Origin of the sequence: Microbacterium sp. GXS0129 (genome assembly GCF_044769785.1) — a bacterium.
In the GTDB taxonomy this organism is placed as follows: Bacteria; Actinomycetota; Actinomycetes; order Actinomycetales; family Microbacteriaceae; genus Microbacterium; species Microbacterium nymphoidis.
The window spans coordinates 298,474-312,308 of the sequence record NZ_JBIZVZ010000002.1 but is presented as its reverse complement, the minus strand read 5'-3'; the positions used below and the strand labels follow the sequence as shown (position 1 = coordinate 312,308).

The 13,835-nt window shown below is 68.0% G+C and carries 14 protein-coding genes; 2 read left to right on the top strand and 12 right to left on the bottom strand.

Annotation, left to right across the window (positions count from 1 at the left end; genetic code table 11):
• Positions 1 to 14 precede the first annotated feature (14 nt).
• A complete protein-coding gene (locus tag ACIQJ5_RS07895; protein WP_402842628.1) occupies positions 15 to 776 on the top strand; it encodes an SGNH/GDSL hydrolase family protein in 762 nt (253 codons plus the stop codon).
• A gap of 119 nt (positions 777 to 895) precedes the next feature.
• On the opposite strand, the gene ACIQJ5_RS07890 is transcribed toward ACIQJ5_RS07895, so the two are convergent.
• Positions 896 to 2,017 carry an FUSC family protein gene (locus ACIQJ5_RS07890; protein ID WP_402842626.1) on the bottom strand — a complete coding sequence of 374 codons (1,122 nt, stop codon included), beginning with the start codon at positions 2,015 to 2,017 and terminating at the stop codon, positions 896 to 898.
• A 73-nt stretch (positions 2,018 to 2,090) separates the two neighbouring features.
• Positions 2,091 to 3,263, bottom strand: a complete 1,173-nt coding sequence (locus tag ACIQJ5_RS07885; RefSeq protein ID WP_231090164.1) for an NAD-dependent formate dehydrogenase — start codon at positions 3,261 to 3,263, stop codon at positions 2,091 to 2,093.
• Positions 3,264 to 3,392: 129 nt separating this feature from the next.
• Between ACIQJ5_RS07885 and ACIQJ5_RS07880 the strand changes: the two genes are divergently transcribed.
• A complete protein-coding gene (locus ACIQJ5_RS07880) occupies positions 3,393 to 4,307 on the top strand; it encodes a LysR family transcriptional regulator (RefSeq protein WP_402842622.1) in 915 nt (304 codons plus the stop codon).
• A gap of 116 nt (positions 4,308 to 4,423) precedes the next feature.
• On the opposite strand, the gene ACIQJ5_RS07875 is transcribed toward ACIQJ5_RS07880, so the two are convergent.
• The 10 genes from ACIQJ5_RS07875 to ACIQJ5_RS07830 form a co-directional block, all read right to left on the bottom strand.
• Complete coding sequence (locus ACIQJ5_RS07875; RefSeq protein WP_231090162.1) at positions 4,424 to 4,792, bottom strand: hypothetical protein; 369 nt, start codon at positions 4,790 to 4,792, stop codon at positions 4,424 to 4,426.
• 41 nt (positions 4,793 to 4,833) lie between these two features.
• Positions 4,834 to 5,421 carry a TetR/AcrR family transcriptional regulator gene (locus ACIQJ5_RS07870; RefSeq protein WP_231090161.1) on the bottom strand — a complete coding sequence of 196 codons (588 nt, stop codon included), beginning with the start codon at positions 5,419 to 5,421 and terminating at the stop codon, positions 4,834 to 4,836.
• Positions 5,422 to 5,494: 73 nt separating this feature from the next.
• Positions 5,495 to 6,010 carry a 2'-5' RNA ligase family protein gene (locus ACIQJ5_RS07865; protein ID WP_231090160.1) on the bottom strand — a complete coding sequence of 172 codons (516 nt, stop codon included), beginning with the start codon at positions 6,008 to 6,010 and terminating at the stop codon, positions 5,495 to 5,497.
• On the bottom strand, positions 6,007 to 6,942 hold the full coding sequence (locus tag ACIQJ5_RS07860) for a class I SAM-dependent methyltransferase (protein WP_402842618.1): 936 nt from the start codon (positions 6,940 to 6,942) through the stop codon (positions 6,007 to 6,009). Before ACIQJ5_RS07860 ends, ACIQJ5_RS07865 begins: the two co-directional genes overlap by 4 nt.
• A gap of 10 nt (positions 6,943 to 6,952) precedes the next feature.
• A complete protein-coding gene (locus ACIQJ5_RS07855; RefSeq protein WP_402842616.1) occupies positions 6,953 to 8,806 on the bottom strand; it encodes a DEAD/DEAH box helicase in 1,854 nt (617 codons plus the stop codon).
• 92 nt (positions 8,807 to 8,898) lie between these two features.
• On the bottom strand, positions 8,899 to 9,897 hold the full coding sequence (locus ACIQJ5_RS07850) for a Gfo/Idh/MocA family protein (RefSeq protein ID WP_231090157.1): 999 nt from the start codon (positions 9,895 to 9,897) through the stop codon (positions 8,899 to 8,901).
• The gene (locus ACIQJ5_RS07845) at positions 9,894 to 10,673 is read right to left on the bottom strand and encodes a ThuA domain-containing protein (RefSeq protein ID WP_231090156.1); all 780 of its coding nucleotides are present in this window, start codon (positions 10,671 to 10,673) and stop codon (positions 9,894 to 9,896) included. Before ACIQJ5_RS07845 ends, ACIQJ5_RS07850 begins: the two co-directional genes overlap by 4 nt.
• A gap of 16 nt (positions 10,674 to 10,689) precedes the next feature.
• The gene (locus ACIQJ5_RS07840; RefSeq protein ID WP_402843424.1) at positions 10,690 to 11,442 is read right to left on the bottom strand and encodes a carbohydrate ABC transporter permease; all 753 of its coding nucleotides are present in this window, start codon (positions 11,440 to 11,442) and stop codon (positions 10,690 to 10,692) included.
• 130 nt (positions 11,443 to 11,572) lie between these two features.
• On the bottom strand, positions 11,573 to 12,508 hold the full coding sequence (locus ACIQJ5_RS07835; protein WP_402842612.1) for a carbohydrate ABC transporter permease: 936 nt from the start codon (positions 12,506 to 12,508) through the stop codon (positions 11,573 to 11,575).
• A gap of 4 nt (positions 12,509 to 12,512) precedes the next feature.
• Positions 12,513 to 13,727, bottom strand: a complete 1,215-nt coding sequence (locus ACIQJ5_RS07830; protein WP_402842609.1) for an extracellular solute-binding protein — start codon at positions 13,725 to 13,727, stop codon at positions 12,513 to 12,515.
• Positions 13,728 to 13,835 lie beyond the last annotated feature (108 nt).

Sequence of the window (13,835 nt, the reverse complement as noted above, 5' to 3'; positions counted from 1 at the left end):
CGTAGGCTGGAGCGGTGAATCAGATCCGTTTCGTGGCCATCGGCGATTCCTTCACGGAGGGAGTCGGCGATGAGGATGCGAACGGCATCCCGCGCGGCTGGGCGGACCTGGTCGCGCAGGGCTGGGCGCGTTCCCGCGGCGCGGAAATCGAGTACGCCAACCTCGCCATCCGCGGCAAGCTGGCGTGGCCCGTGGTGGAAGAGCAGCTCGAACCGGCGCTGGCGCTCAAGCCGACGCACCTCTCGTTCAACGGCGGCGGCAACGACACGCTCCGCCCGGCGACTGACGTCGAGCACATCGCCGACGCCTTCTCCCGGGTGCTCCGGCGGTGCGACGAGGAAGGCGTTCAGCTGGTGATTCTCTCCGGCGCGAACCCGTCGGCCGGCCTGCCGCTGTCGTCGCTCATCCAGCGCCGTGGCGACCTGCTCTCTGACGCCGTGATCTCCCGCATCGCCCACCGCCCCGATGTGATCCGGGCACTCAACTGGCCGGATCGCGAGCTGTCCGGCGCGGGCTACTGGGCCGAAGACCGCCTGCACATGAATGCACGGGGGCACCACCGCGTGGCCGCCCGCGTACTGCGCGCGCTGGGCGAGCGCGTTCCGGATGGATGGTGGTCCCTCCCCGTGGTCGACACCACGCCCGCGCTGCGCGACGCGTCCTACTACCGTGAGCACGTGCTGCCGTGGATCAAGCGTCGTCTGACGCGCACCAGCTCCGGCGACGGCCGCCTCCCGAAGTTCGGTGACTGGATCACCGTAGAGCCGACCCCGTGAGCGCGCAGGCCGCTGTGCTGCCGCTCAGGGCCAGGCGCGCTGGTCTCGGCGTTCGACGTGCTCGGGATGAGTCGCGATCCTGCGATATTCCCGGCGGAGAAGCCCACTGGCTCGTCCGCTCAGCGCCTCGAGGAGAGCGTGCCGCCCGCAACCGTTCGTACGCCGCTGCGAGCGCCTTCTGACGAAGGCACCCGCGCGGCGGGTGGTCTTCTTTCCCGCGTACGTGCCGTCGCGCGACGCAGGAGGGCTTCTGTGCCGCTGATCGCACACACGACGAGCATTCCGATGACCGCGCCCAGCGCGGTTTCCGCCGCGCGATCGACGATCAGCTGAGAGCGTGGGACGGGCGCGGCCAGCTGGGTCATGATGAGGATCATTGGGGTGAAGAAGACAAGCGCCGCGGCGTAGTGACGGCTCATCAGAGCCTCGGTGGGGATGATCAGGACGATGACGACGATCGCGAGGAAGCCTGGTGGCGGCGTCCCGACGAGCACCGCTGCGGTGACGATCAGCCCGGCGAGGGTTCCGATGATGCGATGCAGTCCTCGCCCGATGCGGCCGGGCAGATCTGCAGCCGCCAGCGGCACGGCCGCAGAAGCCATCGCCCAGTAGGAGTGGCCCCAGCCCAGGACGTAGCCGGCGGTGCCCGCGCTGAGGACGACCAGCGCGTACTCCATCGCGCGTGCTCCGGCGCTGCGGGGGACCGCCGGAGCTCGGCCGCCGACCGCCTGATCGCCGTTTCTGGCGCAGCGCACCCACGCATCGACCGCCGTGACGGCGAGTGCGAGAGCCGCCGTGCCCGTCGTGATCAGGATGGCGTACGCCGGAGGATTCGGAGGGGTGATGGACGCACAGGCGCCGAGGGCGAAGATCCCGAAGAACGGGCCCCTCGGGTTCAGCGAGGTGCGGTCGGCCCAGCATGATCCCGCTGCGGCGTATGCGGTCTCGACGAGAAGCACAACCGGGAACGGAGCGCCCGCGGCCGCCAGCAGCACGCCGGTCCCTGCCCCGACCGCGATGAGGCCGGCGCCAGCGAGCTGTGAGCGCAGGCGTTCAGGCCACGCCGCGCCTCGTCCGTACATGCCGGTGAACGCCCCGAACGCTGCATAGACGATCAGGTGCGGCTGATCTCGGAGCAGCAGGACCAGCACCGGGACGGCGATGCTCGCCGCCACCCGGAACTCGGCGGTGCGGTCCGGGTCTCGAGGCTGCAGGATGCCGATGACGGGCTTGCGGGGCATAGGAGATCCTCGATTGCGGCGCGGCGAGTACGTGTCGCGGGTGCCCCAGGGAACCCGCGACACGAGAGGTACGTCAGGACTGCTGTTTCGGCTGCTGGGCGTAGGAGTGGGCGCCGACGCCCTGATAGCTGCCGCCGGCCACGACGAGGTACTCGGGCCGGATCGGCTCGCCCGCGAACCAGCATTCCAGGATCTCGCGAGTGCCCGCCGCGTAGCGTGCCTGACCGGACAGCGAGGTCCCCGACGTGTGCGTGGTCATCGCGTTGTGGGGCATGCGGCGCCAGGGGTGATCGGCCGGTGCCGGCTGCGGGGTCCAGACATCGCCGGCGTACCCGGCGAGATGACCGCTCTCCAGAGCGCGCACGATCGCGTCGCGGTCGGCGATGGCCCCGCGCGCGGGGTTGACGATGTATGCGCCTCGCGGCATGGTGGACAGCAGCGCGTCATCGAGCAGCCCGCGCGTCTCATCCGTGAGCGGGGCGTGAACGGTGAGGATGTCGATGTCTGTGACGAGCTCCGTGATGCTCTCGTGGTACGTGAGCGAGTACTTCTCCTCGTACTCCGCCGGCAGCCGGAACCGATCGGTGTAGGCGAGCCGCACGCCGAACGGCGCGAGCCGCTCCATCACCGCCCGCCCGATGCGGCCCGCTCCGAACACGCCGACCCGCATGCCCTCGACATCGTAGGAGCGCGATACCGCGTCTGCGATGTTCCATCCGCCGTCCACAGAGATCTGGTGCTGGGTCACGAAGTCCCGCACCAGCACCAGCACCTGCATGACCGTGTGCTCCGCGACGCTGATGCTGTTGCTGTACGTGACCTCCGCCACGGTGATGTCGCGGGCGTTGGCGGCGTTGAGGTCTGTGTGGTCCGAACCGATTCCCGCGGTGATCACCAGCTGGAGCTTTTCGGCGCGATCCATCAGCTCGGCGGTGAGGTATGCCGGCCAGAACGGCTGGGAGATGACGATGTCAGTGTCGGGCAGCTCACGCTGGAAGACGGAGTCGGGTCCTTCCTTGTCGCTCGTCACGACGACCTGGTGGCCTTCCGACCTCAGCCACTCGACGAGCCCGAGGCCACCGGACACCGAACCGAGGAGCTGGCCGGGGACGAAATCGATCGACTTCGGCGACGGAAGCGATGCTCCGCCGGGGTACGAGGAGATCGCGGGGATGCTGTCCCGGGCGTACTCGGGCGGATAGCCGCTCACCGGGTCGGGGTAGAGGACGATGAGAACTTTGGCCATGATGGCTCCTCTGATCAGTGGCGCAGCGTGTCTCGTGCGCCCAGTTCTCAGCGTAGAAACGGCGATCCTCCACCAGAACGACGACCTGGTGGTGATGCCACAACGTCAGGTTGTGCGTAGACTCGGCTCGTGTTGAGCGATGACCTTCCGGACCTGCGGACGCTGGACCTGCTCGCCACGATCGCCCGTACGCGGTCGATCAGCCTCGCCGCTGACGAACTCGCGATCTCCCAGCAAGCCGCCTCCATGCGCCTGCGACGGCTCGAGCAGCGTCTCGGTTCTCAACTGGTCGTGCGCGGGTCGCGCGCTTCCGAACTCACTCCGGCCGGGAGACGACTTCTGGACCTTGCGGGACCGCTGTTGCAGGCCGCGCAGTCCCTCGACCGTTCGCTGACGGATTTCGCGGCCACGGATCGCAGCGTGCGCGTCGCGTCGAGCATGACCATCGCGGAGTACTTCCTGCCTCGATGGATCAGCACCTTCGTCCGGCAGGGGCACGACGCCCGCGACGTGCGGGCCATCACGACGAACACGCGCGATGTCATCCGCCTGGTGTCTGAGGGAGCGGTGGACCTCGGATTCGTCGAGGGGGATGAGCCGCCACGCGGCCTGTCCTATCGGTTTCTGGCCAATGACGAGCTGGGTGTCTACGTGTCGCCGCGTCACCCCTGGGTGCGTCGTGCCTCGATCAGGGCTTGGACTCTGGCGCAGACGCCGCTGGCGACTCGCGAAGCCGGCTCGGGCTGCCGGGCGGTCATGCGATCCGCTCTTCGCTCGCACGGTGTGACCGACGAGGCGATCGCGGCACCCGCGGTGGAGCTGTCCAACAACACCGCCGTGCTGGAGTCGGCCGCAGCCGATGTGGCGCCGGCGGTCATCAGCACACTTCCGGCGAAGCGATATGTCGACGAGCGGCGGCTTGTGCGGGTTGCGGTCGAAGGCACGGAGTTCCGCCGCCAGCTCGGTGCCGTCTGGAAGCAGGGAACCGAGCCGGCGATCACGGCGGCGCGCGCCCTGCTCGCAGCGGCCGCTCGCGCCGCCTGAGGGCGAGCGGAGCCGCCGGAATGATCGTCCGCCCGCGTCCCGGAAGGGCTCCACCGCGTAGGACTTCCGTTGCCAGTCGGCCTCAGCCGCCGGTGAGAGTGCGATGCGGTTGGGACTCAGCTGCCGGTGGGGCGGAAGACGGCGACGAAGATGTTGAGCACCGTCAGAGCCATCAGCGCGGGAAGCACCCAGCCGGCGAGCTTCGCCTTCTTGCGGTTCATCAGCGCGATGACGACGATCACGAGCAGGATCACGACCTTGATCGCGAGCCAGATGTGGAACTCCGCACCCGGCTTCCACTGCATCTCGGCGATGCCCACCATGATCAGTCCGGTGGCGAGCATGGTCCAGGCGCCGTGCATGATCGCCGGCAGGATCGTTGTCTCGCCGGTCTTCATCTTCTTCATCTGCACGAGCATGCCGCCGAGAAGGCTGGCGACGCCGATGATGTGCAGGGCCAGCAGAATGTTCATGAGGATGTCCATGTCGGCAGTTTATCCGACACTGTGTCGGGAAAACAGCTGGCTCAGGACGCGGGCGCGACGCCGATGCCGTCGAGCACCATGCGGGTCGCGATCTCGGTGACCTCCGGTGCCGGTCGTCCGGCCGTGGCCAGCTTCATCGCGCTGCCGAGCAGGCCGTGAATCAGCGGTGCTGCGGTGCGGGCTTGCGGGCCGACCAGCTCGCGCAGGATCTCGCCGAGGGGGTCATCCAACGCGGTGTGCAGTGCGACGATGTCCGCCTGGGACTTGGGGGAGAGCGATACTCCGCGCAGCACTGTGGCGAGGTCGTGCCTGCCATCGGCTGCGAGACGGATCGTGGCGGCGATGTAGGCACGCAGCTGCTCACGGCCGGGCTCGGCGAGGGCGACGGACTGTGCCAGCTCCTTCGTCCACAACTCGAACGCCTCTCGCGCGAGAGCCACCAGAAGGTCGTCCTTCGAAGGGAAGTACTCGTAGAAGGTCGAACGCGCAAGGCCGGCCCGCGACGTGACCGCGCTGGGCGTGACAGCGTCGATCCCGTCGCTCAGCAGCAGCTCCTCGGCCGCCGCGAGCAGCGCCGCGTGCTGCGCGGTGCGGTGCTCGGCGACGGTCGCGGCGGAAATCTTCGGCATAGATCGATTATGCCCGCGCCCGCATTTGCACGGCCATCGCGCCGTTCCCGCGCGTGGCGCAACGCAGAGAGCGTCAGAAGAGCCGAGTCCCGGGATGCGCTAGCGGGATTCGGTGATGCTCCCGCCATGAACCCGCGTCGGATGTGTAGGAGCCCAGCACGACCTCGCGCACGCTCGCAAGGAAGGGGCCGAGGGCGGTTGCCGCGAGGGGATCGACCTCGCCGATCGTGAGGTGCGCAGTGATGCCGTCATGGATGCCGCCGTAGGGAGGGAAATCCGGGAACGCGGCGACGATCCGTGTGATCAGGCGCACGAACGGGGCCGGATCATCCGGTGCTAGCCACTGCGTGCCGTCCGGGAACCGTTCAATGCGTGAGAACCGAGCCGCGAACGGCGATGTGGACGCGAGCAGGTCACGAAGCCGCGGCAGCATGGGCGGTGCCCACCGATCCCGTGGCACGAAGGGGGTGAGCAGAGTGAGGTGGGGCGGCACTCCCAGCCGGCGGCCCTCCGAGAAAGCGCCCGGCAGAGAAGCGAGCCGGCGTGCGTCCGGGATCTCGACGATCAGCGCTGTTCGTTCCTCGCTCACGGGCGCTCTGCGACGATCACGGTGAACACGTTGTCGTCCACCAGCCTTCCGTCCGCGCGCGCGACGGGGGCGAGCGCTTCGCGGAGCCGGGACTCGAAGCGCGTGTGAGCTCGTCCGAGCACCGCGCGGGAGGCGAAGGAGGACGAGCGTAGCTCGCCGAGGATGTCCTCGACGGTCAGCGTGCGCCGGAAGGGGAACTCCACAGTCACGACGTTCTGCAGTCCGCTTGCGCGGATGTCCTCGACGAAGGGACGGGCGGGTGGCTCGTAGAAGCCGTCCCCGGCGCGGCGCCGCGGGCCCAGGAACTCCGTGATGACGCCGATCACGGCGGACTTCCATGGCTGGTCGTCCGACCACACGCTGCAGTCACTGAGCACCGCCAGGCTCGCACCGGCGTTCATCACGGGCGTCACCCGCTCCAGGAAGGCGGGACGGTCGAACCAGTGGAATGCGCGACAGACGGTCACGAGGTCTGCCTGCCAGCCGGCCGGCACCGTGAACGCCTCGGCAGGCTGCGCGCGTAACTCCACGTCGGCGCCGCTCGCACCGCCGGAAAGCGTCGCCGCCGTGCGATCGAGCAGGTGCGCATCGGGATCGATGCCGATGGCCGACGAGACGGCGGGCAGGAGAGGCAGCAGGGCGGCCCCGGTACCCGTCCCCACGTCCAGGAGCCGGCCCCGGCGCCCCGACGGCAGCAGCGCACGCAGGTAGGAAACGACATCCTCGGGCAGCGGAGCACGATGGGCCGCGTACGCGTCAGCGGTGCCGGCGAACGTCGAACGACCACCGCCGAATCCCCGGGCGGGGTCGAAGGTTCTCCGCGGGGACGAATCCGCGGGCGCGCCGAACGACGATGCCGCACCTGCAGCCCGGGCCGGCCCGGAAGCCGGTGATCCGCTGAACGTCGACGGATCGAAGCTGGGGTACGGCATCGGTCAGATCTCAATCGCGGCGGTGACGCGGCTTGCGATCGCCGTAACCGCGGTCGTCGTGACGGTCGCTGCGGCCGCCACGGCGGTCGTCGCGGTCACGGTAGCCGCCCCGGCGGTCGTCACCGTCGTCGTTGCGCCGACGACCGGGCGCTCCACGGTCCGGCTTGATCTCGATCAGGCGGCCCGAGATGCGGGTGTCGCGAAGTTTGTCGAGCACGTCGGGGGAGAGGTTCGCCGGCAGCTGCACGATGGAGAAATCCGGACGGATGTTGATCGCGCCGAAGTCATCGCGGCGCAGGCCGCCCTCGTTCGCGAGTGCGCCGACGATCTGACGCGGCTCGACACGGTGGCGTCGTCCCACTTCGATGCGGTACGAGGCGTAGTCGGCGGCGTCCCGCGAACGGCGCGGCTCGCGCGTGCCGCGGTCGCCACCATCACGGGGCGCCCGCTGCTTGCCCCGCTCCAGCGAGGCGAGCTCGTCCTGGAACGCGCGGTCCTCGTCCTCGTCCAGCAACAGGGGCGTCTCGCCCTGTGCCACGATCGCGAGAGCTGCGGCCACGTCCACTTCGGGGACGTCATGGTTGCGCACGTAGTGAGCGATGATGTCGCGGAACCGCTCGACTCGACCGGCGTCCTCCAGGGCGGCTGTGATGGAGTCGTCGAAGCGCTCCAGTCGCGTGGAGTTGATCTCCGCCAGTCCGGGCAGCTGCATCTGAGTGGGTGCCTGGCGCGTGGCGCGCTCGATGTGCGCGAGCAGGTAGCGCTCGCGTGGCGTCACGAAGCTGATGGCGTCACCCGTGCGACCGGCGCGGCCGGTCCGGCCGATGCGGTGCACGTAGGACTCGGTGTCGGTCGGGATGTCGTAGTTGACCACGTGGCTGATGCGCTCCACGTCCAGACCGCGCGCGGCGACATCGGTGGCCACGAGGATGTCGAGCTTGCCCGACTTCAGCTGATTCACGGTCTTCTCACGCTGGATCTGCGTGACGTCACCGCTGATCGCGGCGGCGCTGTAGCCGCGGGCGCGCAGCTTCTCGGCCAGCCCCTCGGTCTCGCTCTTGGTGCGCACGAAGATGATCATCGCGTCGAAGTTCTCGACTTCGAGGATGCGGGTCAGTGCATCCACCTTCCGCTGCCACGAGGTGATCAGGTAGCGCTGGGTGATGTTGGTGTTCGTGGTCGTCTTGCCAGCGATGGTGATCTCACGCGGCTCGTGCAGGTACTTCTGCGACATGCGGCGGATCTGCGGGGGCATCGTCGCGGAGAACAGCGCGACCTGCTTGGTGTCCGGCGTTTCTGCGAGGATCGTCTCCACGTCCTCCGCGAAGCCCATTTTGAGCATCTCGTCCGCCTCGTCGAGCACGAGGTAGCGAAGCTCGGACAGATCGAGCGTGCCCTTGGCGAGGTGGTCCATGACCCGGCCCGGCGTGCCGACGACCACCTGTACCCCGCGACGAAGGGCGGACAGCTGTACACCGTACCCCTGGCCGCCGTAGACGGCGAGGACGTGCACGCCCTTCATCCGCGCAGCGTAGCTCTCGAACGCCTCCGCCACCTGCAGTGCGAGCTCGCGCGTGGGGGCGAGCACCAGGATCTGCGGGGTCTTCTGTGCAGGATCCAGCTTCTGCAGTGCCGGCAGGGCGAATGCTGCGGTCTTGCCCGTGCCCGTCTGGGCCATGCCGACGACATCGTGACCCTCCAGCAGCACCGGAATGGTGGCCGCCTGGATCTGTGAGGGGCGCTCGTAGCCCAGATCGCGGATGGCATGAAGGACGGGGCCGTCGATGCCGAGGTCGGCGAAGGTCGGAAGGATCTCGCCCTCGGTGTCGGGCGCGGATTCGGTCGTGGGGGTGTCAGACGTCACCAGCCGACTTTACCGGCTTTTCCGGGGAATTGTGGGGGAGCGTCGGCGGGCCGTCGACACGATCGCGCGCGGCGACGGCCCGCCGGCGCGGCTCATCGCTCCAGCACCTCGGCGAGAAGCACCCGCCGTCCCTCTTCAGCGGAGAGCACGGCGGCCTCCACCATTGCGAGGCTGACGATGTTCGCGTGCACCTCGGTGTCCGGCGTCCGTCCGGTGCGCACGGCATCGACGAAGTCCTCCAGTGCGCCCGCGATCTCCTCCCGCTCGCTGCCTGCGACATGCGCGGGTTCGGGCGGGCCGGTCAGCACTGGGTCGCCCGCACCGTCCCAGCGAGCCGTGCCGTGCTCGCCGCTCACGAACCAGTCGCCGTTCCAGCTCGTCTCGTCGCCGGGGGCGCACCAGCTGCCGTCGTACGTGTACGTGCTGCCGTCGGCGAACTCGAACACCGCGACGGCGTTGGCGCCGTGCGCGAACCAGCTCCAGGGCGGGTTCGACTCGCGGCAGACCACGGCGACCGGGTCACGTCCGGTCAGGTAGCGGACGGCATCGAAAGCATGGATGGCCATGTCGACGAGGAGGACGTGGCGCATCTCCTCACGAAACCCACCGAAGTGCGGGGCCTTGAAGAAGCGCGTGGACACGGCACCCACCGGGCCGAGGGCGCGGATCTGCTCGCGGAAGCGGGCCAACGCCCGGTAGTACCGCCGCGACTGGCTCGTCATCAGGAGCCGGCCGGTCTCTCTCGCCACGCGCGCCTGTTGCCGCGCGTCCGCCACCGTGGGGGCGATCGGCTTCTCGCACAGCACGGGCAGTCCCGCACGCATTGCCGTGATGTTGACCTCGGAGTGCGCCACGGGAACCGTCACGTCCACGACGGCCTCGGGTGCGGTGCGCCGGATGGCGTCCTCCAGAGAGTCCGTGATGACGATGCCGCTGATGCCATGATCTGCGGCGGCCTGGGTGGCGGCAGAAGCGTTCAGATCGACGAGTGCCACCAGCTCGACGTCGGGGCTCTCGGTGATGGTCCGCAGCCACGCGCGTCCCATCGCGCCGGCCCCGACCTGAACAAGGCGGAGAGGGCGGGGGGTCATCGCGCCATCGCTCCGCGGTAGCCCTGTCCGTTCCAGAAGTCCTCGGTCTCGTACCGCAGCAGCACCGGGATCTCGCGCTCGGGGCGCAGCGTCTGTGCCCATTGCACGCCGTTGGCGATCACGCGGCGCACGTGCTCATGGAAGTACACCGGGTAGTCCTGGTCGCCGGGGGAGAAGTAGAAGATCTTCCCGTACCCGCGCCGGTAGGTCATTCCGCTGCGGAACACCTCGCCCCCGGAGAACGTGGACAGGAACACCAGTTCGTCGGGTGCCGGCACGTCGAAGAACTCGCCGTACATCTCCTGCTCCGGGATGATGAACGGGTGCGGCACGCCCTGGGCGATGGGATGGGTCGGGTCCACTGTCCAGACGATCTCCCGGTCGTGCTTGGAACGCCAGCGCAGGGTGCATGTGGTGCCCATGAGTTTCTGGAAGATCTTCGACCAGTGTCCCGAGTGCAGCACCACCAGCCCCATGCCCTCCAGCACGTGTCGATGGACGCGATCGACCACCTCGTCGGCCACTTCCGCGTGTGCGGCGTGGCCCCACCACACCAGTACGTCCGTGGCGGCGAGCACGTCCTCCCTGAGGCCGTGTTCCGGATCGTCCAAGGTGACGGTGGTCACGGTCGCGCCGTCCCCGAGGTTTTCGCGGATGCCGGCGGCGACCGCACCGTGCATGCCGTCGGGATAGCGCTCTGCGACGTCGGGTTCCAGCTGTTCGTGGCGGTTCTCGCCCCAGACGAGGACGCGGATGGGTCGGATGTTGTCAGTCATGTCGGGTCTTTCTCTTTCACTTCACGGCACCGCCGGCGGCACCGGCGGCGACGAACTTCTGGGCGAGGACGAGGAGGAGGATGGCGGGGATGGAGGACAGCACGGCGGTCGCCATCACCGCACCCCAGTTCGCCACCTGGGTGCCGAGGTAGGTGTAGATGCCCAGTGTGACCGGACGCACCTCCTCGGTGGTGGTCAGCGTGAGGGCGAACAAGAAGTCGCTCCACGAGAACAGGAACGAGAAGAGGGCCGCGGTGATCACGCCGTTGCGCGCGACGGGGAGCACGATCGCCGCGAACGCCCGCCAGAGGCCGGCGCCATCCACCCGGGCGGCCTCGACGATCGAGACGGGAACCGCAGCCATCGCCGTACGCAGAATGAGGATCGCGAAGGGGATCGCCGTGGTGGAGTCGGCCAGGATCAGCCCGGCGATCGAGTTGAGCATGTCGAGATCGTTGTACGCGGTATAGAGCGCGTTCGCGATCACGATGTGCGGGATCATCTGTGAGATCAGGATCGCCAGCAGCACGCCGTCCACCCATCGACCGCGGAACTGTGCCAGCGCATAGGCTGCCGGTGCGGCGATCGCCAGGCTCACCACGACCACTCCGAGTGAGATCACCAGGCTCGTCAGCAGATTCACGCCCTGATCCCGGATGGCGATGGCATAGCCGTCCAGGCTCGGCTGCGTCGGGAAGAACTCGCTGTTGAGGGTGTTGCCCGACGGCTGGAACGACATGTTGATCATCCAGTAGACCGGGAACAGCATCACCGCGAGGATCACGATGCCGACGGCGGTGTAGACCCACGTGCGCGCGGATCGCGGCGCCCTCCGGTGGTGCGCCTTCGGTAGCACCACCCGCGAGGTCGCTGAAGACATGACGGACATCACGACCTCCTCATTCGTCCACCGGGCGCCGAGATGCCCGGAGGTAGATGATGGCGAACACGAGAGAGATGACGATCAGGATGTTGCTGAACGCCGCACCCAGCCCGAAGTCGAAGTTGACGAACGTCTCCTGGTAGGAGCGGACGGCGATCGTCTGAGTCGCATTGGCGGGGCCGCCGTTGGTCAGGCCCAGGATGATGTCCAGGACCTTGATCGTGTAGACCACGCCGAGCACCAGCACGACGCTGAGCACGGGACGAAGGTTCGGCAGTGTGATGTGCCAGAACGCCTTCCACTTCGTCGCGCCATCGAGAGCTGCCGCCTCGTAGAGCTCTCCGGGGATGTCCTGCAGCCCGCCATAGAGGATCGTTACGTTGAACGGGATGCCGATCCAGATGTTCACCATGATCACCGCGATCAGTGCGAATTGCGTGCTGGTGAGCCAGGGCACCGCCTGAAGGCCGAGCGACATGAGGAACTGGTTGAGCACTCCGCTGTCCTTGTCCAGGATCGATCGCCACACCGCGCTGGAGACGATCAGCGGGAGTAGCCAGGGAAGCAGCAGGAGCGAGCGCAACAGTCCTGACAGCGGGAATCGCTTCGTGAAGAACGACGCCAGCGCGAGCCCGATGATCAGCTGTCCCGCGATCGAGCCCGCCGTGAACAGCAGGGTGTTCCACAGCGCCGGCACGAACAGCTGGCTGGACGTGGCGGTCGCGTAGTTGGCCAGCCCCACCCAGGGTGCCTCGCCGGTGAAGAACGTCTTCTGCGTGTAGTCCTGGAAACTCATCGTGACGTTCTTGACCACCGGGTAGCCGAAGAACAGCACGAGGAAGAGGACAGCCGGCGCGATGAACAGGAGTTGAGTCAGGCGCTCACCTCGAAGCCCGCCGCGTCGCCGCTGTGCATCCGAGCGCGCCGGGGCGCGCAGAGTGACCGCGGTCATCGGGTCAACCCGCCGCGGCCTGAGCGAACGCGTCCTCGGCCGTCGCCTGCCCGGTGAGCGCGAGCTGGATCGCGGTGTAGATCTGGGTCGCGGCCTTCGGCCATTCCTCGCCCAGCTCGCCCGTACGCGAACGGGCGTTCTCGACCTGCTTGACGAACGCCTCCATCGACGGCATCTCGGCGACGTAGTCTCCGGCGAGGCTGGTGCGCACGGGCACGGTGAAGCGCTGGGTAGCCAGCTTCATCTCGGTGTCGTCCGAGGTCAGGCACTCGACGAGCTGGGCCGCGTTCGCCTGCTTCGCTTTGTCACCGGTCTGCGGGATGGTCCACAGTTCGCCACCCAGCGGGGCAACCGGGGTCTGACCCGCCTTGTTGACCGGGACCTGAACGCTTCCCCACTCGATGGAGGCATCGGCGTCGAGCGCGGGGATCTGCCAGGGGCCGTTGATCATCATGGCCGCCTTGCCCGCGAGGAACTGGTCCTTCACGTCGCTCTGGGACCAGTTGATCACCCCGTCGGATGCGGAACCGGACTTCACGAGGTCGACCCAGAGCTGGAGTGCCTCGGCGACCTCCGGCGAGGTGAGATCGGTCTCGTCGCCGCCGTTGGTCCACATGAACGGGAGGAACTGCCAGGAGCCCTCGTAGGTCGCGATCGCGGAGAAGGCGACGCCGTACTGGTCGCCGGAGGTGAGTGCCGCCGCCGCGGACTTCAGTTCGTCCCAGGTGGCCGGCGGAGTGATGCCCTTCTCGGCGAGGAGCTTCTTGTTGTAGAAGAGCCCGAGCGTGTTCGCCGTGGGTGCCAGCCCGTACAGCTCGCCCTCGTAGGTGCCGGCATCGATCATGCCCTGAGCGGATCCGGAACCATCGAGTCCGAGCTGGCCGAACGGGGTGAGGCCGCCGGTGGCGGCGATCTGCTGGACGTCGGGGTTGTCCAGCATCAGGACGTCGGGCAGCGTCTTGCTCGACGCCTGCTGGAGCACCTTCTGGATGAGGTCCTTGCCCGGCACCGTGGTGCGCTTCACGGTGATCCCGATGGTCGCAGCGCACTCGTCGATGGCCTCACCGATCATGGTCTTGTCCGGCTCGTTGTTGTAGTAGTCCATCACCGTGATGGTGTCGCCATCCCCGCCGCTGCTCGGGGTGCTCCCGCTGCAGCTCGCCAGGGCGAGTGGGAGGGCGAGAATCGCGGCGGATGCGATTGCTGTGGACTTCTTCATCACGGGCTCCTTTGCCAATACTCGGAAGACGGTAAACCGGTTAACCGGCCCCGTTGCTAATGAGTGTGACCAAGATGGCCGCTATTGTCAACCCTGAGTTAAACGGTT